Raw genomic sequence first — 19,519 nt, 5'->3', positions numbered from 1 at the left:
TTTCGTAAACTCATGGAGAGTGAAACTATTCGCGCTATTGCTGGCCCTGGTCAGCTTGCGAGCGGAGAACTGGCAAAAGATCAATGCCGGTCCTTATGAGATTTATACAAGCGGCGACATCAAAGCCGCAAAGAATCTCCTGGGCACCCTTGAGCAGATGCGCGGGCAACTCTCCGATCTCACCGGCATCACCGAACTGAAAACCATCTGGCCCGTTCGCCTCGTCATCGCAAAGACGCAGCGTGCCACCAACCTCACCGAAACCGCCAGCGCATACAGCATGCTGCTCAGCGACGCAGTGATGACGACGCAACAGAAGCGGCAGATCCTGTCGCTGCTTCTCGCCACCAATGCCGGTCCTCTCGAGCCGGGCCTCGAAGACGCGCTGCTCACCGTGCTGAGCAGCATCGAATCCGAACGCGTCCGGGTGACGCTTGGTGCCCTTCCCCCCAAGGCCCAGCAGACGCCCGACTGGACGCTGGTCGAGTACCTGATCACCAACGACGCCTATCGAGGCCGCATCCGCGTGTTTCTGTCGAATGTCATGAAAGGCACCGACAAGCCAACCGCACTGCGCAATGCCTTCGAAAAAGACGAAGCCACGCTGCGCAAAGAAGCCGCGGAGGCAAAGCTTGCTCCGGTCACCTATCCGGCCAGAACCATCCTGCCCGATCGCGACTACCGCGCTCGCGACGTCGACCCTGAGGAAGCCAATCTACAACTCGCTATCGCCCAGTTGAGCGATCCGAATCTGCGCGCCCGCGCCTGCCTTGCGACAAAGAATCCCGAATGCCTCGCTGCTGCCGCCGCCTTATCGGGCAATGCGGAACAAGCAGCCATTGAGGCTTCTCAAGTGACGCCCCCCACGGCCAGGTCGCTCTATCTCGCCGCTGTGGGACAGCCCGACCGATTGAAGCACCAGCAGAACCTCTTCACTTCCCTCCAGCTCAAACCGCTTTACCCCGATGCCGCTCTCGCTTTCGCCAGCAAAGAAAACGATCCAATGAAGGCCTTCCATGCCTTGAAGACAGCCGCGCCGGCCGCGCCGCGCGACGCCCGCTACCAGATGCAATTGGCAAAGGCGGCACAAGCGGCCGAGCAATATGCAGACGAAGCCAAAGCCTGGGCAGCCGCCGAACGGGCGGCCTTCGATGGCCCCCAGAAAGAGGCTTTGCGCCAGGCAAGACTCGGTGCTCAGGATCGCCGCTACGAAGCCGAAGCACTGGCTCGCAAAGAAGCAGAAGAAGCGCGTCTTCGCGACATTGAGCGCGTCAAGCAAGAGAGTTTGCGCCGCGTCCGCGAGGCCGAGGCGAAAGCTCGCGGGAACCTCGCGCCTCTCGATCCCGGAACCAAAGTCGAGCCCTGGTGGGACGCCGATCAACCCACCGGCACGCTCAGCGGCAGCCTGACGCGTGTCGATTGTCTCAGCGGCGGCAAGGCCCGCTTTGTTGTCCGGGACGCAAACGGCAGACTCAGCTTCTTCGAAGTGGACGACCCGGCCAAGCTGATCCTCAGCGGCGCGGGTGCCAAGACTTTCCATTTCTCCTGCGGCATCCAAAGACCTGCCCGCAAGATCAAAGCAGGCCACAAAGACAAAAAACTAATCACAATGGAACTCCTTCCTTAAATGAACGAAAAGAACCGCTGGTGGGTGGTTGCGATCTTCTACCTTTCCTCCAGCGTCAACTACCTCGACCGATCGATCCTCAACGCACTCTCCCCGGAATTCATGAAAGAATTCCACCTCAGCTATGAGCAATTCGGCTGGATCCAGACCGCCTTCTATCTCGTCTACATGATCAGTTCGCCGCTGATGGGCTGGTTCCTTGACCGGGCCGGGCTCAATGTCGGCACGACCGTCGCGCTCACCTGGTGGAGCTTGGCCGGCATCGCGCGCGGCCTCACTGGCGGCCTGGCCAGCCTGGTCACCGCGCACGGTTTCGTAGCCGTCGGCGAATCTGCCGGCATCCCCTCCACGGCAAAAGCGGCCCAGACCTATCTGCGCCAGGAAGAGCGCGCCGTCGGCAGCTCCATGTCGCAAATCGGCCTCGTCATCGGAATGACCGCCTCCGCCTTTCTCGCAAATTTCTGTATCGAGCATTGGGGATGGAGAAGCGCCTTCTTTGTCGCCGGCTGGCTCGGTTTCCTCTGGATTCCGCTTTGGTTCTGGGCTTCGAAAAAAGCACCGAAACAAGTGGCTTCAAAGGAATCCACCGGCTACGATGCCAAACAGATTTTGCGCATGCCGCAGACCTGGGGCTTCATTCTTGCAAACATCCTCTCGCTCGGCATCTTCTCGCTGTGGACCACCTGGACCAACCACTACTTTGTCCGCACCTTCCACTTCACAACGATCGAAGCGAATCAGATCTCGCCCATCTTGCAATACGTCGGCCTCGCTGGCTCCTTCCTGGGCGGCTGGGCCAGCATGCGCCTGATGAAGTCCGGCTGGGCGCCATTGAACGCGCGCCGCCGCATCTATCTCTTCGGTGTCCTGGGCATGATGATCTCGGCCACAGTGCCGCTCGCGCCAGACCCCACCTGGGCGATGATCCTGATTTCGCTCAGCTACGGGGCCAGTTCCGCCGCTAGCGTCAATCTCTATACGATGCCGCTCGATGCCTACGGTGGCAGCAGCGCCGCCTTCGCCGTCTCGCTGTTGACCGCGGGCTACGGCTTCCTCCAGCTTGTCATCTCACCGCTCATCGGAAAGGTGGCCGACCAGTACAACAGCTTTGCGCCCGTCTGTGTTGCCGTGGCCTTCCCTCCCCTGCTGGGCTATCTCATTCTCGAATGGACGAAGGGCCGTGGCACGCAGACGCTACGTACTTAATTTCGGCGGGCCGCGCGAGGAGTTGCACCAAATCCTCCCGGCCTTCGAACACCGCGACGAAGCGCTCTTGCCTGGCGAAACTCCGGGCGAGATGTGGCTGCGTCTGGTGAGCCAATATCCCCCCTGGAGCATCGCCCACACTGCCGCCCGCGTCGGGTCTCGCGAGTTTCTACCGGCACTCGCACTGGCCCCCACGCGCATGCTCGCCTACGACAGCAGCGGCGAGCGCTTCCATCTGCACCCCAGGCAACTCCTCGCGAGCCTTCTGTTTCTCGAAGGCCAGCCGGTGCATCGCATCCACTTGCGTCCCTGGCGCGACGACACGCAGCACTTTGCCGATCGCATCGAAATCGGCGGGCGACCATTGAACCCAGCGCTGCCAACCGTCGCCGTACTCTCGCCCTATCTGCCCTGGCCCCTCAGCCATGGCGGCGCGGTCCGCATCTTCCACATGCTTCGCGAGGCGGCAAAGCACTCGAATCTGCGCCTGCTCGCCTTCACCGAATCGAGCGACCGCATCGATGCCGGTCCGCTGCAAGATCTTTGCACCAGCATCACGCTCGTGCGCAAGCCGGAATTCCGCCGCCTCGCCTGGGCCAGCCTGCTTCCTCCGGAAGTGCTCGAATACGAAACGCCGGCCATGCGCCAGGCGTTAAGCGACACCCGTTACGACCTCTTACAAACCGAGTTCACCCAGCTCGCCAACTACGGCGGCGACATCCTCGTCGAGCACGATGTCACGATGGACCTTGCGACGCAGGAGCACGCCATGCGCGGCACCCTCGCCTCCTGGTGGAAGCAGTTCCGCTGGCAGCGCTTCGAGCGGGCTCGATTAAAAGCCTTTCGCGCCATCGCTGTCATGAGCGAAAAGGATCGCCTGCAGGTGCAGCATCCCAATGCCCACGTCATCCCGAATGGCGTCGACCTCGATCGCTTCCATCCCACGCCAGAACCCGAGGGCGCGAATCTGCTCTTCATCGGAAGCTTCCGGCATTTCCCCAATGCGCTCGCCTTCCGCTTCCTGATCGAAGAATTCTGGCCGATCCTGCGGAAGCGTATGCCGCAAGCCACACTGACCGTGGTCGCCGGGCCGCAACCGGAGCTCTACTATCCCTTCGGCGCGATCCCACAGGCTGCGGGTCTTGAGCTGCACTCCTTCGTCCGCGACGTCAAGCCGCTCTACGACCAAACGAATCTGGTGCTGGTCCCCACGCCCGTCTCTGCCGGGACCAACATCAAGGCGCTCGAAGCAATGGCGATGCAGCGCGCGATCCTCAGTACGCCAAGCGGCATCAATGGTCTCGATCTCGAACACGGCGTTTCGGCCTGGGTTGCAAGCGGCGCCGAAGACTTCGCCTCGAGCGCCGAGCTTCTGCTGCGAGATCCGCAGCGCCGCGCGCAACTCGCCGGGCAGGCCCGCAAGCTGGCCGAAGAGAAGTTCGACTGGAAGCCCATCGGCAAGCTACAGGAGGCCATGTGGCAAGCTCTGCTGCGATAAGCCTTCGCAAGGGCACGGGCGAGGATGAGCCCCATCTCGCCGGGATTACGGCCCACAGTCCCGAAGCCTCCACCTGGGTGAGCGACTTTGATTCGCTCATCGCAGAACAGCAAGGCGCCATTGCTGGCTTTGTGATTTACCGGGTGGTTCTTGGCGAAGGGGAACTCTTCAATCTCGCGGTGCACCCTGCCCATCGCAGGCAAGGCGTCGCGACGGTGCTCGTACAAGCGTTGCAGCGGCTTGCGCCCGTCTGGCACCTGGAAGTCCGCCAGTCGAATCAGGGCGCCATCGCCTTCTACGCCACCCAAGGATTCCAACAGGTCGGGCGGCGGGAACGTTATTATAGCGACGGCGAGACAGCGCTCCTGCTCAAATGGCAAACGCCGCAAAAATCGACTTGAGTTCTTCCGCCCGCTCGCGCGCCGCTCCAAACAGATAAGCCTGAAAGGTCAGATAGCATTGGCTGGCCATCTGCTCGGAGAAGAAAGCAAGCAGGCTCCCGTCCCACTCATGGACCGTAAGCAGGCAATAGCCTTTCTTATCCGGCTCCAGCCGCACACCAGAGATCTTGCCCATCGCGCCGAGCTGCGCCGTATAAGAAGCACCCACCGGAAGCTCCTCGAGGCTCGGCTGAATCAGAAACAACTCGCTGATCCGCCGCTCCAACACTTCCCGCGTCGTCTCGATTATGCGGAACGTCGAGGCCTGCAGTGCCACTTCTGAGGGATGATTCTCCAGCCCAAACTTCAGCACGCGGAGATAAGTCTGCCAGCCACCGCTCGTCGCCTCGTACTCCTGATCGAATGCCGCACCGTCGCCAAAGCCGCTCTGCACCACGCGCAAGCGGCTCCTTCCGCCCTGTCCCTCGATCTCAAACTCAATCACCTTCGGAGCCGCGCCAGACTCCGTGACTCCGAACTTCTCCTCCGGTTTCCAAAGATGGATGACGCTCTGGGCCTCCATCCCTGGTCCGTAACCCAGCACGACACTGCCTCCCTTGCCGGGCACAACCTTTGCATGCGGGGTAAACCAGCCCTCAATCTTCTCGCCTTCTGTGATTGCGCTCCATACCTGCTTCGGACTCGCATCGATATCGATTTCTTGCATCAGCGTTCTGGACATGTCAATTCACTCCGTAATGTGGATCACGGCCTTCCGGTCGTCCTCGTCATCTTTAGCGATCTTCGGATAAAGTGCAACCGTCAGGCGGAAGACCTCGGCCTTCTCATCGTGATATTTCGCTGCCTGCGTGGCAACAAAGGCAGCCATCTCCGCGGCAAAGGCACTACGCTCCTCTTCATTGCGAAATCGGATCTCCGTCTCCATCGTGAAAGTGTTGGTCTGCTTCTCCGCTTTGGCTGCGCGCAGAGCCAGCAGCCCAATGTCACGAATCATCCGGGACGCGGCAGTAATCAGAGAACTGAAAGAGAAGCGACCGCGCGGCAGCGCGCGGTCTGCCCCCATCACACCGAACGCCTCCGAACTCACCAGGTAATGCGTGGCCAGGCTGCGCACCAAACGCTCCACAACATTTCCCTTCTTCCGCGTTTCCACTTGCACAACCAGACCGGCCCGCTCCAACTCATGCAAGTGGTAGTTCACACGCTGCCGCGGCATATCGAGAATTTTCCCCAAGCCGGTTGCCGTGTTTTGATTCCGTTGGAGCACCGCAAGAAGCATCTGCCGCTTTGGATCCAGCAGCACCGCCGCTGCTTCAGGATCACGAAGAATCTGCAAACCCGTACCAGACATCTTCCTCAGCCTGCCACCGAAAATTTATTCTGTCAAGAAAAGAGACAGCAGAACTTTTGCCCCTTGTCTCCCTCTGCCAACGGTGCTAAATGTAGGGGCATTGGTGGCGGTAACGGTCAGTTTCAATATTTCAGAACCAAGGAGAATCATCCGATGACACTATTGAATGACGACGAAATAAAGACGCAGCTCATGTCGACCGACCCCGAGTTCCGGCGGCTCGCGGTCCAACATTCCGAATACAAGCAACTGCTCCATGAGCTGGAGTCGAAAGAATACCTCAATGAAGTGGAACTCGCCGAAGAGGCCCGCTTGAAGCGCATCAAGCTCGCCATCAAAGACCATATGCAAGGAATCATCAGTCAGCACGCAGCCCAACCGGCCTAAACAATTTTTATTTTCCTCAACCATGCACACCGGGCTCGAACTTTCCTTCGAGCCCGGTTTTGGTTTTGAGGCTGCAAAAATTCTGAGAGAAAACGCGCCGGCAAAGCACCATCCCAATACTTCGATGAAGCATATCCGTCTGCTTTACCTCTGCTGCTTCCTCGCGCCGGTCGCATTTCTCTGCGGATACATTGCCGGCGCCCCTCGCTACATTCCCCCGGAGCTCAATTTCAATCGCATCGATCCCAGACCAATCCCTGTGGCACGCCCGGACATTTTCCAGCCCGAGACCTCCCTCCTGCCCGACGACCCGCCTTGGCTGCAACCGAACAAATAATGGCCGGAATGCGCCACTTGGCGCTAACCGTGCGATTCTGATACGTGGATGGCAGGCGCTGTAGTCACACCAGAACTGGAACAACAAACGGTCGACACGCGTGAGCCGTTGTTTAACGTCGTACTCCTCGACGACGACGCTCACACCTACGATTACGTCATTGAGATGTTGCAGAAGCTTTTCTTCTTTGGCTTCCAGCAGGCGCTCGACCACGCCTCCGAAGTGGACGAAAAAGGGCGTACCGTCATCATGACCGTCGAGTTGCCAATGGCCGAGTTCGCCCGCGACCAGATTCTCTCCTATGGCCCCGACTACCGCATGGAAAATTCAAAGGGCTCGATGAGTGCAATCATCGAGCCCACAAGCTAAACCAAAATTTTCCGGCTCAAACAGAAGCTCTAGTGAGCCATCTTGAGTTTGTAGCCGCCGTCTGCCTTTTTCTCGCGATACACATCATGGCAGCCCTTGCAGGTCGCACCCACACCAGCCATGTTGCCCGAACCATCAGCCAACGCCTTTGCCGCGGCGAGTGACTTGTTGTTCAACTCAACGGCATCAGTCATCTTGTGAGCCGCAAAAAACTTGCCCGCGATCGTAAACTGCTCGACGAGCGTTGCGCCACCAGCCTTCAGCGCTGCTTCGTCCTTGGCTTCGTTTGCCTTGCGCAATTCGCCCATGGTCTTACCCACGGTCTTCATCGACTTTTCAAGGTCTTCTTCGCTTTGCGAGAACGCCGGAACGATTACCAAAATCCCGGCGAGAAAAAGGGAGAGCTTCGAGCCCACTTTGATCATGCCAACCATATTACTTGCGTCCGACTTCCCATGCAAGATGTTCTAACTCGGGCCGAATCAGTTTTTTCCAGGCAACCGAGACGGCATTTGTCGACCCAGGGGTGGAAAAGACGACTTTTCCGCTATAGATTCCTGCCGTGGCCCGCGACAGCATCGCTGCGGCTCCGACTTCGTCATAACTCAACATGCGAAAAAGTTCGCCAAAACCAGGAAGAGTTTTTTCCAACTTGCGGCTCAACACGTCGAAGGTCGTATCCCGGGGGGAGATCCCCGTGCCACCGTTAAACAGGATCAACTGGCATGCTGTTCCGGCAAACTCGTCGAGAATCGCAGCCACCTGATCGGGTTCGTCTTTGATAATGCGGTATCCGTCGACTCGATGGCCGAGCGCTTCAATCTCTTCCTTCAGGAATTTTCCATTCAAATCGGTCTGTTCCGTGCGCGTGTCGCTCACAGTCACCAGGCAAATTCCAATCGGCCCCAGTTGCCGGGCCAACTCTTTGTGATCTGCAGTACTCATGAATGGAAAAAATCCCTCTCCCCTCTAATCTAACGGCAGTTCTTCATTAAAAGTGTCTTTCCTACCGTCCCAGCCCAGTTGCAAATGATAAATTTAGAAAATCCGCGGGACGCTAGGAACATCTGAAGATTCCAACCCCGGGCTAGGTAAAACAGAAGCGTGCCCGTATACCGCGCCGTAGAGACGGCGAGTACCGAATCTGAAAATTGGCGCTCTCGCTGTCGTGGTGGAGAGAGAGTAGCGGCAAGCTTTTTTTTCTACCTAGCCGTACTAGGCTGGATTCAGGGCATCGGTTTCCCCCGTATCCTTGCTGCCGCCTTTGTTCCTGTCCTGATTGTCGCAGTCGCCAACGGGGAAACGCTGAATTCCCGCCGCTGGACCAGCTACTGCCGCGATTGGTTGGCCAGCGCCTTGATCCTTGTGGCGTATTGGGAGATCGACTGGTTTGCAACCGGTCGCTATCTCACCCAAACCCAATCGAATTGGGTGAATTGGGATCGCATGATTCTGGACGGCTATGGGCTCCGCGCCGGGATTGAGGCAGCCGGTCCCATTGGTCCCTTTCTCCTGGAATTCTGCTATCTCCTGCTTTATGGGGTCCCCACCTTCTGTCTCTTCCTGATCTACTGGCATAACCGCCGCAGTGAAGTCGACCGCTTCTACCGTGTGTTCTTCCTTGGGGCTTTTGCCGCCTACGGACTCCTCCCGCTGATCGCGATCCAATCGCCACGTCTCTTCTTGCCGGGAGAAGATCTGCCCGCCTATATGAACGTGTTCCGGCGGGTGAACGTCTATTTGCTCGACCACTTCGATATCGCCACCAGCGTCTTTCCGAGCGGTCATGTTGCCGTTGCCTTCTCCTGTTTCTGGGGCCTCTATTCCGTTCTTCCGGAAAAGAAAATTCTGTGGGGCGGTCTGCTGGCATTTGCTTGCATCGTTTTTCTTGCGACGATCTATGGCCGCTATCACTACGCGGCCGACGGAATGGCAAGCTTCGTCATCGCCACACTCGCTTGGCGTGCCTGCGCCAAGTGGAGCCGCAATGACTAGAGTCCTCCTGGCCATCTGCATCCTGTTTGCATCGCCACTTACAGCCGTTGAGGTTCCCGCTGGAGCGCGCCTGGAAATTCGGCTGCGGCACGCGATCCATTCCTTTTCCGCAAAGGCGGGGAGCCCGGTGGAAGCCGTCCTCATCGCTCCTGTTCTCCACAACGACAGCATCCTCGTGCCTGCCGGATCCCTGATCCACGGCACGCTCACAGCCGTGCAGCGTGTGGGCCTGGGGCTGGTGCATGAGCGGGCCAGCCTGAGCTTCAACTTCAGTCATCTCGAACTTCCGAATGGCTCCATTGTCCCGATTGAAACCCGGGTGACACAGATCGAGAATGCACGGGAAAATGTGACATCGAAGGGGGCCATCCGTGGCATTCGCTCCACCAATACGCCCGGCTACCGGGCGGCTGGAGTCCTCACCGGCTTCGCCGCAGTGGATCCCATCGCATTGATCTTCTCCACCGCGGCCTTCGCTTCCGTTCTCCGCTTTAGCGAACCGGAAATTAGCTGGCCCACGGGCGCGGAACTCACCCTCAGCGTCCTCAAGGCCTTTGAATCCGGGATGGAAGAAGACGCCTATCTCTATCCGGTTGCCGATACGGAAGATGCCCGGCTGGAACTCACCGCGATGCTGCGCAGGATGCCTTATCAGACCCGCCAGATGGTGAGTGGCAAGCTTTCCGATCTCACCAATCTGGTCTTCCTTGGTCCACAAGACGCGGTGGAGCGCGCCTTTCGCGCGGCAGGCTGGGTGCAGTCTCTGGCGCCTACAGCCGCAATCCAGTACAAGACACTCCGCGCCTTTGCCGAATCCCAGTCCTTTCAGGAAGCCCCGATGTCCAGGCTCGTGCTGGAGGGCGAGCAGGCGACTCTCACGCTATCGAAATCTCTGGGAACCTTCTCCAAACGCCACCACCTCAGGCTCTATCCCCATAACGAAACCTGGGCAGACAAGCCGGTCTGGGCCGCATCGGCAACTCAGGACACCGCAATCGTCATCTCCACCAGCCAGCGCAGAATCATCCATCGCATCGACGACAACATTGACGAGGAACGGTCAAAGGTATTCAATGACCTCTGGTTCACAGGTTGTGTCGACTCAGCCGAACTCGTCGACCGGCCCTGGGTCATCGAGAACGCGACCAATGGAACCGGGCAACACCTTGTCACCGACCGCGCCATCGCGGTCCTCAAAATCAACGACTGCCACAATCCACGCCGCTTCGACGAATCGAACGGGGTCGAGGCTGGCGCCTATCGCGGCAGCCCGGTCCTGCGAGCCACCCGGCAGACCATCCTCACTCTCCGTAACGATGTAGTGCGGGGCAATCTCATTTGGCAAGGTGCAGCCTGGGCTTACCAGGTAGCCCGGCTGATGGGGAAGAAGCCTTCGGACGCCGAGCGGATCCCCAGACAAAGCCTGCTCGGGATCAGTCATCTGAGCAGCCCACAATGGACACCCAGCGATTGGAGTGAATCCTCGGGTGGAATTGGCAATCGCCTGGTTGCTCCGGCAATACAAAATACGCGGCCCCGAGGGGCACCCACGCTTGGAGCGGGCACGGACTGGGAGACCCCCAGCGTAGAGCTGAGCTTCAGTCTGGGCACGTCGATGTTTTCAAAATCTACAGTCGGCGAAGAAGCGCTGATCCTTTCCCGGGAATCGACGGTAACCGGTGGGCGGCTGCAGTTGTCTGTGACCGCCGGCAACCGGATTTCGCCAGGTTTCGCCCTGGGCGGATCAGTCACCGTCCACGCCAATCGTTGGATGTCGCACGAACTCGGATTTCACTATCTCCGGGGCAACTATGAGTTGGGCCTGCGCAAGCTTGTCCCCAGCGGTTCTGAAGAAGTTCCCGGAGTCGTCGAGCAGAAGGCTGGACTGCTGACACGGCAGTTCAGCTACAACACCCTTGTGCATGTCCGCCCGATCGAATCGCGCTTCCGGCCCTACCTTGCAGTGGGCCCAGCACTGCAACTGGTGCATCTGACCAACGCGCCCTTCGAGAAAGCGCGTGGGATCTTCCGCTTCGGCCTCAGCAATGTCGGCATGGTGCAGGCAGCCTACAACTTTGGAAGCGCCCCGCCACTCGAGGGCGGGGGCATTTTCCAACCTGCCTTCCAGACCGGCGCAGGGATCAAAATCCGGGTGGCCAAGTGCTGGATCTGGAGATTCGATTACCGCAGCACCTTCAGCCAACGCCCGGACTTCCTCAAGAAGTCGTTGGCCACCGCCCTCGGCAACGAAGACCCTGCACTCAACCCGCAGCTCAACACCCTGGCATCAGAAAAAGCCCATAGCATCTTCGCGCAGCAGCGCCTGACCATGGGCTTCTCCTTCACCTTCTAGAGCGCGGCGCCCAGATCGTAGGCGTCGGTCATTTGAACCGTCACCTGATAGCTCCCCAGATTATTCTGCCAGTGCTTGTTATCGTTGATCGCTAAGTGCAATCGCCCTTCGCCCGGCTGTGCCTTTGTGCTCGAACGGCCCAGGAAAAGCACAGGTCCCTTCTCCGTCAGGCGGCCCACCAGCGCCCCAAAAGGATGGCCGTCGACGAGATTCGTCTTGTAGTTTGGCCCAGGCTTGGTCAAGCCATTCGGATCGGTTGCCCACTCATCCTGATGCCAGGAGAGGCGAGTGAAACCGGTCGCACTCGTCGTCAGCTTCGAATCCTTTGAGGCAAAGACGCCAGTGTCGAGATACTCAATCTGAGTGCAGTGGCGCAGCGAGTGCACTTCTACCGCTCTCGTGACATTCTTGCGGCGCACGGCGAGCATCCGGATTGAGGCCCACGGAAGGCTCTGGTCGCCAATCTTGATCTCTCCCGTCGGCCAGCTCCCACGAGAGGGCCTGGCGCCGTCCAGGCGTACCAGCGCCGCACTGCGGTCATATTGATCCGCCGACGAAGGAACCACGCGGTTGAACAAGTTGTAGAGGGGCTTCGGCTCATGCTGATCGGTATCCTTCAGCGCCGCCAGCAGCGGCGTCAACACAGGCAGCCCGATGTTGGTGAGATCTTCGACGGCAAGATCGCGTGCCGCGCGGTTGTCCCCCAGGATCGCCTGAAAACCAGCAGTAATCTTCGCCGCTTCCGCTGGGCTGGCGGGAGCACCATTGTGAATGGAAAGCAGCTTTGCAAGGGGGATGGAACCAGCCTTTGTGGCCGGGGTCGTCCCCTCTACCCACTTCCCATCCGTAGTCAAAACCAGAACCGTCTGCGCGGCCTGGAGCGTCAGAGCCGAAAGCAACAAAAGAATCTTCAAAGATCGCATCGTTGCAATCCTATCCCAGATCGCTATTGTGGCGAGTTCAAATACTCAGCTACCGAAGAATAGGTCCGATTCTTATACAATCGGCCTGCATCTTCGACCGGTGCAGACCAATTGAAACTCCAGGAATCCCCGGTCCGCTGCATCTGTCCCTTTAAGCGCGCCTCCAGATCCGGCAGCACGAAGGTGCGCGCTTGTGGATCACCAACCAGATTGCGGCGTTGGAACGGATCGTTGTCCATGTCGAAGAGAACCCAGGGCTTATCAACATACCGGGCATACAGATAGCGATCCGTGCGAATCGCGCGCCAGCCCGCGACCGTACCGTCCCCGTTGTAGGGTCCAAAAATTTGGAAGAAGGTCTCTTTGCGGGTCCGGTCGGTCCTTCCGGCAACCGTCGTGGAGAGATCCAGCCCCTGGAAGTTGGAAGGCACATCCACACCGCAGAGGCCCAAAGTGGTGGCCGGAATATCGATATGCGCCAGCATGTTCAAATTCACCCGGCCCGGCTTGACGACACGCGGATAGTGGATGATTCCCGGCACGCGAATCGACTCCTCATAAGGCTTCCGCTTGAGCCGAAGCCCGTGCGAACCCAGCATGTCGCCATGGTCGGAGCTAAAAATCAACGCGGTATCCTCTGCATGACGCGTCGTGGCCAGATGACGGCGCAGACGTCCGACCTGCGCATCCACCGCCGTACAGGCAGCATAGTAGCCAGCCAGATCCTTGCGCGTCGGCCCCCCCTCGAACTCCTCATAATTCCCGCGCAGCTTGAGCTGATCGGGATTCACGTGCTTCAGATATTCTTCTGGCGCGCCATACGGATCATGCGGCGGCCCTGGTGCAACCACCAGGAAAAACGGCTGCTCGGAATTCTTCTGGCTATCGAGAAACTCGATCGCCAGATCGGTCCAACCTTCCGCCTCAAACTTGTTCATTGCAATCGGCTTTGGATCATCGCGAAAGTACTGCGCATGAAAATGATCGTGGCTGCATTCGTTCGCCGCCCAGTATTCGAAGCCCTGCCGCCGCGGGCCTGGAGGAATGAAACCCGGCATCCGGGGGCCGCCGTCCAGATGCCATTTGCCGATGAACGCGGTCTTGTACCCGGCCGCGCCGAGGATCTTCGCCATCGTGTTCGAATTCTCGTTCAGGCGCAGGTCGTTCGCGGTCATTCCGTTCAGGTGGCAGTACTGCCCCGTCAGCAGAATGGAGCGCGCCGGGCAGCACACAGGCGAGTTCGCCAAGGTTGTCGGAAAGTGCAAGCCGTCTTTGGCAAGCTGATCCAGATGGGGCGTCTTCGCATTGGGATCGCCCATAAACCCAAGCGCCTGTCCACGCCACTGGTCCGGCAGATACCAGATGATATTGGGCCGCTTCGGCTTGCTTTTAGAAAGCAGAAGAGCTGGGGTCGCACCCAACAAGGCGCGTCGCGTCAACATGCCCTCATTGTCGCCCATGCCGCATGAGCCCCTCCGTCTAAAATCGAGCAATGAGGATTTTCCTGCTCATCGCCTTCCTGGCGGCCACTGGCTCCGCGGAGCTCACCCGCCTTGAGGTGCAACGCGAAGAAGTAGTGCTGAAAGGCAAAGCATTTGGGCAAGCTGGCGCTTACCGCAAGATCGTCGGGCAAGCTCATTTTGCGCTCGATCCTTCCCTGCCCCAGAATCAAGCCATTGCCGACCTCAAACTCGCGCCCAGAAATACACAGGGCAAGGTCGAATTCCAAGGCGACTTTTACCTGCTCACTCCGGCCGACCCGGCGAAAGCAAACGGCAAGCTCTTCTACGAGGTGGGCAATCGAGGCACCAAGGCAGCCCTGCGCGTCATGCAGAAGGCCGCGGGCTCTCCCGATCCCAGTACGCCCGAACACTTCGGCGACGCGTATCTGATGCGCCAAGGGTATTCGATCCTCTGGATGGGCTGGCAGTGGGATGTCCCGCAAGGCCGCATGCGCATGGAACTGCCCATCGCAACCGAAAACGGCGCGGCGATCACCGGGCTGGTGCGCAGCAATTTCATCTTCTCAAAACGAACCCAAACCGCATCGCTTGCCGACAGCGGCCACATCGCCTATGAGCCCATCCACCGCAACAACCCCGAAGACACGCTCACCGTCCGCGACACCGCGACCGGCACGCCCCACAAACTCCCACGGGCCGATTGGCAAATACTGCCCAATGGCATGGTCACCCTCGCCGGGGGCTTCGCGCCAGGGCAGATCTATGAAGTGATCTATCGGGCCAGCGGGCCACGCGTGATTGGCTGCAGTCTCGCCGCCACGCGCGATCTGATCGAGCATTTCAAGACGCAACGGCAGATCAAGGTCGCCTACGCCTGGGGCTCCTCCCAAAGCGGACGCTATCTGCGCCAATTCCTCTATGAGGGCTTCAACGAAATGGAAGGCGGAGGAGCAGCCTTCGATGGCGTGATCGATGAAGTCGGAGGCGCCGGTCGCGGTTCCTTCAATGTACGCTTCGGACAAGCGAGCCGCGATGCTGAGCAGCACTTCAATTTCTTCTACCCGGTGGACATCTTTCCTTTCGCCGACGGCCCCACAACCGACCCATTCAGCAAGCGAAACGATTCTCTTCTGGCCAAAGCGACAGACAAAAAAGTAGTACCCAAGCTCTTCCACATTCTGTCCAGCGCGGAATATTACAATCGCGGAGCCTCCTTGACCCACACCGATCCGCTGGGCAAAAGTGACCTCGCCATCCCTGGCACCTCACGCCTCTACATGATCAGTTCGGGAGCCCATTTCCCAGGCCCCTTCCCGCCACAGGTCGAGGACACAGAAACACAAGCAGCCCTCAACCCCCTGAATCGCGTTCCACTCTCACGAGCGCTCTTTGCCGCGCTGGACAAATGGGTGAGCGGCGAAGCAGAACCGCCGCCCAGCCAGTATCCGAAACTGATCGACCGAAGCCTGGTACAAGCGAGCACGGCCACTTGGCCTCGCATTCCGAACCTCACGCTGCCGCCGCCGAACCTCAAGGTCTACCAGCTTGATTTCAGTACCGAGCCGCCTCAGATCGGCCCGCAGTATGCAACTCTCGTACCGGCTGTCGACGAAGACGGCATCGACAAGGCAGGCATTCGCTTGCCACTTGTTGCCGCCCCGCTCGCCACTTATACGGGATGGAACTACCGCCATCCGAATGCGGGCGCACCCTCACAATTGCAAGGCGAAACCGGCGCAATCCTGCCCTTCGCCTTATCGCGCGCCACAAGAAACATCCACACCGATACCCGCTTGTCGATCGGCGAACGCTACCCCACGCGCGAGCACTATCTGGGCTTAATTGCCGAGGCGGCTCGCAAGCTGGTGAAGAGCGGCCTGATGCTGGTGGAAGACATTCCCGACACCCTCGATCTGGCGTCCACCCATTATGAATGGGCCATCCATCACTAGCTGGAATGTCTCAATCGGTGGTCCAGCCGGTCGAGAACCGGGAAGCGGAGACCGGCACCTCTCGCAGCGCAACGGGCCTGCACCACATACGTCGCCAGACGAGCCACACCTAGTGGCTTGGCGGCAATTCCATGATCTTGATGTTGCGAAAGTGGATCTCGGCGCCTTCTGATTCGAGGCAGAGATAGCCTTTGCGCTGCGTCGACTTGCTGATGCCGTTTACTACCTTGCCATTGACCGACAGCTTGATCGTACCGTCCACGGCAACGACATCGTAAGTGTTCCACTGCCCCTTACCGAGACAACGATTCTCAACAGACATACTGCGCGTCCCACGCGGATTATCGGGAATGGTCCTGACACCGTTTACACCAAAAAGCTCACCATGCACATAAGCGATGGGAGGCGTAACACCATCCTTCTTATTCAACTCCGGCCACTCCAGTTCGAGCATTTGCACCTCAACACCATCTGGCAGCCGGCTCGCCGGATTCGGGTTCGCACTGCTCCAGACAAACACGCCGGAGTTGCCACCAGCCTCCATGTGCATCCATTCGATGTGGAGAATAAAGTTCTCATATTGCTTCTCGCTTCGCATCACTCCAATCGGATGGCCGGAGCATACCAGCAGGCCTTTCTTCACACTCCAAGTCCCGGGGTCGGTATTGACATTCACCCACCCCGCCAGATTCTTACCATTGAAAAGACTTCGGAACTCCGGCACCGGACCACCTGTCGCGGAGAACACGGCAACAAGCAGCGCAGTCACAATGAGAAATGCAGCAGGACGCATGGGATTGATCGTAACCCAGAAGCAACAATCCTCCCACTCGCGTCTTAAAATCGGATGAAAAATGCTGCGCGAGGAGATTTTCATTTGCACTTACGTCACAAAGAACGCCACGTCACCTCCCGGGTGGGTTGGCTACGCGCCGCTGTCCTTGGCGCAAACGATGGAATCGTTTCGACGGCGAGCTTGGTGCTGGGTGTCGCCTCGGCCAACTCCGGCCACAAAGCAATCCTCGTCGCAGGCATTGCCGGGCTCATGGCAGGGGCAGGAGCTATGGCGGCAGGAGAGTATGTCTCTGTGCATTCGCAGGCGGACAGCGAGCAAGCTGATCTCGCACGAGAAAAGGTGGAATTGGCAAATGACTTTGAGAGCGAACATCGGGAACTCATGGAAATCTACGTCGAGAGAGGGCTCGACGCGAAGCTCGCCGATGAAGTAGCCCGGCAGTTGATGGCGCATGATGCCTTAGGAGCCCATGCCCGGGACGAATTGGGCATCTCAGAAACAATGACCGCGCGCCCGATCCAGGCAGCGATGGCATCGGCCGCAAGCTTTGCGGTCGGTGCGGCACTCCCCTTGCTGGTGGTGGCTATCACGCCAGGTCCCTATCTCATTCCACTGGTTGCCGCCACCTCGCTCCTGTTCCTCGCCTCGTTAGGCGGCGTCGCAGCCAGAGCGGGCGGCGCACGCGTGCTGGTGGGCGCAACTCGAGTCCTATTCTGGGGGGCGATCGCAATGGGCTTGACTGCTGCAGTTGGAAAGATATTCGGGGAAGCATGACCCCCACCCCGCTCCCATTCTCGATTCGCTCGCTCGCCACTACTGGCAACACGCGCGGCGATCTCCGCCGGGCGATTCGTTCTGCGCCGCCAGAAGCGAATCTGGTTCTGTTAACAGGAACACCGCGCTTCCTGCCCATCTGTCCCAACTGTGAAGCCCGCGCGACCCACACACTTCATGTGGAGCGGCCCTTTCTCTTCCACATTCCGGCTGACGACGAGACGCCCAGTTCCTCGGAGTCCACAATCGATGCGTTCGAGATCCCCTTTTGCGATCGCTGTCTGCAACAGCAACGCAGCTCGATCGTGGCGCAGAGCCCCTGGCTCCCGCTGCGCCGTATCTTCTCTGAGTCTCACGGCCCCGCCGGAGTTGTGGTGATGGCTATCTCGCTGCTCTTCTTCATACAGACGCTGAAGCACTTCAGCCTGGTGCCGCTTCTCCTCGGCTGCATCCCCTTGGCGATCGGGCTTTCTCTCCTCATTCCGGTCTGGCGCAAGAGCGCCTACATGGCCGTACCCGCGCCCACCGAGGTTGATCAGGCCGTCGATTTCACGCCCATCCTTTCCCTCGAGTTTGAACCGGCCTGGCGTGCTTATCTGTTCCGCTCGAGCAACTATGCAAGCCAGTTTCGCGCAGCAAATGAATCGCAAGTCTGGGATCTCAAGAGCAAGGCAGCCGCGGCTGCAGCAGCGGCGCGTAGGAAAAAGACGAATCGCACGAACTGGATCATCGGGACGATCCTCGGAGTGTTCTGCCTTTGGATGCTCTGGGATGAAGTGATTTCACCGTGGTTGCGTTGATACTCTGAGGATGTGCCACAGATCGGACGGCGGGAATTGATATTGGGCGCAGCCCTCAACTCAGGAATGGCAGGAACACCAGCAATGTACGGAATCATTGTGAAAATGAACGCAGTCGCAGGAAAGCGGGAGGAACTCATCGCAATTCTCAGCGAAGGAACGACAGCGATGCCCGGCTGTCTCAGCTATATCATTGCGAAAGATCCCGCTGACGGAGATGCCATCTGGATCACAGAAGTCTGGGAGAATCAGGCCAGCCATGAAGCCTCGCTCCAACTCCCTGCGGTGCGGAAAGCGATCACTGCCGGCAGGCCACTCATTGCCGGTTTTGGAAGCCGCACCATCACCACACCCGTAGGTGGGCACGGATTGATCCCGGTAAAGTGATCTGCTAGATTAGCACCATGAAATCCAAGTTGCTCGGTTGTGGTCTTTTACTCAGTTGCACTGTGTTTGGACAAAGCCAGCCGCTCGATTTCCAGTTGCGGGTGCACTCACTTCGCCCCGTAATAGCATCGGCTCCATTCGGCAGCTTTGAAACGCCAACAGTCTTAGCAAAAGCGCCAGCGACAATCTCCCTCCAAGCGCCCGTCAAGCCCACGAACGGCTGTGGCCACATCCGAATCCAACGCGCCAACCCGAATGCAGATCCGCGGATGAAGGCCGCCGTACCACCCGCCCAAGATCCTATGCCACAAGCACCCGGGTTCAGTTCCTGCCAAGATGACTAGCTGCAAAGGCCGGCCCCGGGACGGGCGCCAACTGGACAGATTTCAGGCCTTCGCATCAAGTCACCGGCCATCCCGGTCTTGAGCACAACGAACCCAAATCAAAAGACCCTGCATTGCTGCAGGGTCTTTGCTTCCAGCTCGTCTGGATTCTTACTGATTCTTCGCAACAGCCAACCGGGCATGGGCGCGCTTGGCGGCATTCAGCGCCCGCGCCATATCCAATTCCTGCTTCGGCGAACTCAGGCGCTCATTGGCGCGCCGGAGTGCTTCCTCGGCACGAGCCCGATCGATTTGCGTTGCATTCTCGCAGGCATCAACCAGCACGCGCACCTTGTTGTTTGAGACTTCGACCCAGCCCTTGGATACAGCCAGAACATGATTCTGGCCGTCCATCTTATAGCTGAGCTCGCCAGGGTCGATTTCGCTGATCAGAGCGGCATGGCCGGGCAGGATACCCAGCATCCCCTCGGCGCCCGGAATCTGCGCTTCCGTCACTTCATTGCGAATGACCAGCTTTTCGGGCGTTGCGATTTCGATGGTGAAGGTGTCAGCCACG

21 protein-coding genes are annotated in these 19,519 nt (G+C 58.9%); 13 read left to right on the top strand and 8 right to left on the bottom strand.

Features of this window, described 5'->3' with window-relative positions:
- Window positions 1–19: 19 nt before the first annotated feature.
- From M017_RS0121615 to M017_RS0121600, 4 genes are read left to right on the top strand one after another with little or no spacing between them, the layout of a single operon-like run.
- Window positions 20–1,627 (top strand): hypothetical protein, encoded by a 1,608-nt coding sequence (locus M017_RS0121615; RefSeq protein WP_155121556.1) that lies wholly within the window; start codon window positions 20–22, stop codon window positions 1,625–1,627.
- Window positions 1,628–2,833, top strand: a complete 1,206-nt coding sequence (locus M017_RS0121610; protein ID WP_031500275.1) for an MFS transporter — start codon at window positions 1,628–1,630, stop codon at window positions 2,831–2,833.
- Window positions 2,808–4,331, top strand: coding sequence for a glycosyltransferase family 4 protein (locus tag M017_RS0121605; protein ID WP_031500274.1), 1,524 nt, complete (start codon window positions 2,808–2,810; stop codon window positions 4,329–4,331). The genes M017_RS0121610 and M017_RS0121605 overlap by 26 nt, the downstream gene beginning before the upstream one ends.
- The gene (locus M017_RS0121600) at window positions 4,310–4,732 is read left to right on the top strand and encodes a GNAT family N-acetyltransferase (protein WP_051670705.1); all 423 of its coding nucleotides are present in this window, start codon (window positions 4,310–4,312) and stop codon (window positions 4,730–4,732) included. The genes M017_RS0121605 and M017_RS0121600 overlap by 22 nt, the downstream gene beginning before the upstream one ends.
- On the opposite strand, the gene M017_RS28120 is transcribed toward M017_RS0121600, so the two are convergent.
- Entirely contained in the window at window positions 4,701–5,453 is a 753-nt protein-coding gene (locus tag M017_RS28120) for an SRPBCC family protein (RefSeq protein ID WP_051670704.1), read from the bottom strand. The two genes, M017_RS0121600 and M017_RS28120, sit on opposite strands and share 32 nt — an antisense overlap.
- Window positions 5,454–5,459: 6 nt before the next feature.
- The gene (locus tag M017_RS0121590) at window positions 5,460–6,083 is read right to left on the bottom strand and encodes a winged helix-turn-helix domain-containing protein (RefSeq protein ID WP_031500271.1); all 624 of its coding nucleotides are present in this window, start codon (window positions 6,081–6,083) and stop codon (window positions 5,460–5,462) included.
- 153 nt (window positions 6,084–6,236) lie between these two features.
- Between M017_RS0121590 and M017_RS0121585 the strand changes: the two genes are divergently transcribed.
- The 3 genes from M017_RS0121585 to M017_RS0121575 are packed head-to-tail and all read left to right on the top strand — an operon-like array spanning window position 6,237 to window position 7,176.
- Complete coding sequence (locus M017_RS0121585) at window positions 6,237–6,470, top strand: DUF465 domain-containing protein (protein WP_155121554.1); 234 nt, start codon at window positions 6,237–6,239, stop codon at window positions 6,468–6,470.
- A gap of 22 nt (window positions 6,471–6,492) precedes the next feature.
- A complete protein-coding gene (locus M017_RS0121580) occupies window positions 6,493–6,807 on the top strand; it encodes a hypothetical protein (protein ID WP_031500269.1) in 315 nt (104 codons plus the stop codon).
- A gap of 48 nt (window positions 6,808–6,855) precedes the next feature.
- Window positions 6,856–7,176, top strand: coding sequence for an ATP-dependent Clp protease adaptor ClpS (locus tag M017_RS0121575; protein WP_031500268.1), 321 nt, complete (start codon window positions 6,856–6,858; stop codon window positions 7,174–7,176).
- Window positions 7,177–7,205: 29 nt separating this feature from the next.
- Here M017_RS0121575 and M017_RS0121570 read toward each other — a convergent pair whose 3' ends face one another.
- A complete protein-coding gene (locus tag M017_RS0121570) occupies window positions 7,206–7,601 on the bottom strand; it encodes a hypothetical protein (protein WP_162180007.1) in 396 nt (131 codons plus the stop codon).
- Window positions 7,602–7,611: 10 nt separating this feature from the next.
- Window positions 7,612–8,121, bottom strand: coding sequence for a MogA/MoaB family molybdenum cofactor biosynthesis protein (locus M017_RS0121565; RefSeq protein ID WP_031500266.1), 510 nt, complete (start codon window positions 8,119–8,121; stop codon window positions 7,612–7,614).
- A gap of 159 nt (window positions 8,122–8,280) precedes the next feature.
- Here M017_RS0121565 and M017_RS0121560 point away from each other — a divergent pair, with 159 nt between their 5' ends.
- Complete coding sequence (locus tag M017_RS0121560) at window positions 8,281–9,171, top strand: phosphatase PAP2 family protein (RefSeq protein ID WP_031500265.1); 891 nt, start codon at window positions 8,281–8,283, stop codon at window positions 9,169–9,171.
- Complete coding sequence (locus M017_RS0121555) at window positions 9,164–11,524, top strand: LssY C-terminal domain-containing protein (RefSeq protein WP_031500264.1); 2,361 nt, start codon at window positions 9,164–9,166, stop codon at window positions 11,522–11,524. Before M017_RS0121560 ends, M017_RS0121555 begins: the two co-directional genes overlap by 8 nt.
- Here the strand turns inward: M017_RS0121555 and M017_RS0121550 are convergent.
- Window positions 11,521–12,447 carry a hypothetical protein gene (locus M017_RS0121550; RefSeq protein WP_031500263.1) on the bottom strand — a complete coding sequence of 309 codons (927 nt, stop codon included), beginning with the start codon at window positions 12,445–12,447 and terminating at the stop codon, window positions 11,521–11,523. The genes M017_RS0121555 and M017_RS0121550 overlap by 4 nt on opposite strands.
- Before the next feature lie 23 nt (window positions 12,448–12,470).
- The gene (locus M017_RS0121545; RefSeq protein ID WP_162180006.1) at window positions 12,471–13,889 is read right to left on the bottom strand and encodes a sulfatase family protein; all 1,419 of its coding nucleotides are present in this window, start codon (window positions 13,887–13,889) and stop codon (window positions 12,471–12,473) included.
- A 50-nt stretch (window positions 13,890–13,939) separates the two neighbouring features.
- Here M017_RS0121545 and M017_RS28115 point away from each other — a divergent pair, with 50 nt between their 5' ends.
- On the top strand, window positions 13,940–15,862 hold the full coding sequence (locus M017_RS28115) for an alpha/beta hydrolase domain-containing protein (protein WP_051670702.1): 1,923 nt from the start codon (window positions 13,940–13,942) through the stop codon (window positions 15,860–15,862).
- A 109-nt stretch (window positions 15,863–15,971) separates the two neighbouring features.
- On the opposite strand, the gene M017_RS0121535 is transcribed toward M017_RS28115, so the two are convergent.
- The gene (locus M017_RS0121535; RefSeq protein ID WP_031500260.1) at window positions 15,972–16,655 is read right to left on the bottom strand and encodes a 3-keto-disaccharide hydrolase; all 684 of its coding nucleotides are present in this window, start codon (window positions 16,653–16,655) and stop codon (window positions 15,972–15,974) included.
- 54 nt (window positions 16,656–16,709) lie between these two features.
- Between M017_RS0121535 and M017_RS0121530 the strand changes: the two genes are divergently transcribed.
- The 3 genes from M017_RS0121530 to M017_RS0121520 all read left to right on the top strand — a co-directional run bounded on the left by M017_RS0121530 (window position 16,710) and on the right by M017_RS0121520 (window position 18,619).
- A complete protein-coding gene (locus tag M017_RS0121530; RefSeq protein ID WP_051670701.1) occupies window positions 16,710–17,432 on the top strand; it encodes a VIT1/CCC1 transporter family protein in 723 nt (240 codons plus the stop codon).
- Window positions 17,429–18,232, top strand: coding sequence for a hypothetical protein (locus M017_RS0121525; RefSeq protein ID WP_031500258.1), 804 nt, complete (start codon window positions 17,429–17,431; stop codon window positions 18,230–18,232). The genes M017_RS0121530 and M017_RS0121525 overlap by 4 nt, the downstream gene beginning before the upstream one ends.
- An 84-nt stretch (window positions 18,233–18,316) precedes the next feature.
- On the top strand, window positions 18,317–18,619 hold the full coding sequence (locus tag M017_RS0121520; RefSeq protein WP_031500257.1) for a putative quinol monooxygenase: 303 nt from the start codon (window positions 18,317–18,319) through the stop codon (window positions 18,617–18,619).
- A 494-nt stretch (window positions 18,620–19,113) separates the two neighbouring features.
- Here M017_RS0121520 and M017_RS0121515 read toward each other — a convergent pair whose 3' ends face one another.
- Window positions 19,114–19,518, bottom strand: a complete 405-nt coding sequence (locus M017_RS0121515; RefSeq protein WP_031500256.1) for a F0F1 ATP synthase subunit epsilon — start codon at window positions 19,516–19,518, stop codon at window positions 19,114–19,116.
- Window position 19,519 lies beyond the last annotated feature (1 nt).

The organism is Bryobacter aggregatus MPL3 (genome assembly GCF_000702445.1).
GTDB lineage: Bacteria > Acidobacteriota > Terriglobia > Bryobacterales > Bryobacteraceae > Bryobacter > Bryobacter aggregatus.
Note: the sequence above shows the minus strand (reverse complement) of the source record. Positions and strands in the feature narration are given on the sequence as shown.

Coding starts and splice junctions, on each gene's coding strand:
- M017_RS0121525 (WP_031500258.1), top strand. CDS start 17,429: ATGACCCCCACCCCGCTCCCATTCTCGATTCGCTCGCTCGCCACTACT.
- M017_RS0121535 (WP_031500260.1), bottom strand. CDS start 16,655: ATGCGTCCTGCTGCATTTCTCATTGTGACTGCGCTGCTTGTTGCCGTG.
- M017_RS0121610 (WP_031500275.1), top strand. CDS start 1,628: ATGAACGAAAAGAACCGCTGGTGGGTGGTTGCGATCTTCTACCTTTCC.
- M017_RS0121580 (WP_031500269.1), top strand. CDS start 6,493: ATGCACACCGGGCTCGAACTTTCCTTCGAGCCCGGTTTTGGTTTTGAG.
- M017_RS0121530 (WP_051670701.1), top strand. CDS start 16,710: ATGAAAAATGCTGCGCGAGGAGATTTTCATTTGCACTTACGTCACAAA.
- M017_RS28115 (WP_051670702.1), top strand. CDS start 13,940: ATGAGGATTTTCCTGCTCATCGCCTTCCTGGCGGCCACTGGCTCCGCG.
- M017_RS0121590 (WP_031500271.1), bottom strand. CDS start 6,083: ATGTCTGGTACGGGTTTGCAGATTCTTCGTGATCCTGAAGCAGCGGCG.
- M017_RS0121520 (WP_031500257.1), top strand. CDS start 18,317: ATGTACGGAATCATTGTGAAAATGAACGCAGTCGCAGGAAAGCGGGAG.
- M017_RS0121575 (WP_031500268.1), top strand. CDS start 6,856: ATGGCAGGCGCTGTAGTCACACCAGAACTGGAACAACAAACGGTCGAC.
- M017_RS0121585 (WP_155121554.1), top strand. CDS start 6,237: ATGACACTATTGAATGACGACGAAATAAAGACGCAGCTCATGTCGACC.
- M017_RS0121555 (WP_031500264.1), top strand. CDS start 9,164: ATGACTAGAGTCCTCCTGGCCATCTGCATCCTGTTTGCATCGCCACTT.
- M017_RS0121565 (WP_031500266.1), bottom strand. CDS start 8,121: ATGAGTACTGCAGATCACAAAGAGTTGGCCCGGCAACTGGGGCCGATT.
- M017_RS0121570 (WP_162180007.1), bottom strand. CDS start 7,601: ATGATCAAAGTGGGCTCGAAGCTCTCCCTTTTTCTCGCCGGGATTTTG.
- M017_RS28120 (WP_051670704.1), bottom strand. CDS start 5,453: ATGTCCAGAACGCTGATGCAAGAAATCGATATCGATGCGAGTCCGAAG.
- M017_RS0121545 (WP_162180006.1), bottom strand. CDS start 13,889: ATGTTGACGCGACGCGCCTTGTTGGGTGCGACCCCAGCTCTTCTGCTT.
- M017_RS0121550 (WP_031500263.1), bottom strand. CDS start 12,447: ATGCGATCTTTGAAGATTCTTTTGTTGCTTTCGGCTCTGACGCTCCAG.